The following is a 329-nucleotide window of genomic DNA, read 5'->3' as shown; positions in this document are numbered from 1 at the left end:
GCCCGAGCCCACGCCGGAACCGGCACCCCAGCCGCAGGCGCAGCCCAAGCCCGAACCCACGCCGGCCCCCGCGCCGCAGCCCAAGCCCGCGCCGGAGCCCAAAGCTCAACCGGCGCAGGCCCAGCCGGCCGGCTCGGGCGCCGACGGTGCGCCGTACGTGACGCCGCTGGTGCGAAAGCTGGCCGCCGAAAACAACATCGACCTGAACTCGATCACGGGCACCGGCGTGGGCGGGCGCATCCGCAAGCAAGACGTGCTGGCCGCCGCCGAGCAGAAGCAACAGGCCGCCAAGGCGCCCGCCCCCGCGCCGGCGGCCAGCACGTCTTGCT

General features: G+C 75.7%; 1 protein-coding gene. It reads left to right on the top strand.

Features of this window, described 5'->3' with window-relative positions; translation table 11 throughout:
• Positions 1-329: E3 binding domain-containing protein (locus B8W69_RS29620; RefSeq protein ID WP_181447518.1), on the top strand; the 329-nt coding region annotated here is incomplete at both ends.

The organism is Mycolicibacterium vulneris (assembly GCF_002104765.1).
GTDB lineage: Bacteria > Actinomycetota > Actinomycetes > Mycobacteriales > Mycobacteriaceae > Mycobacterium > Mycobacterium vulneris.
This window is presented reverse-complemented; position numbering and strand designations above follow the sequence as displayed.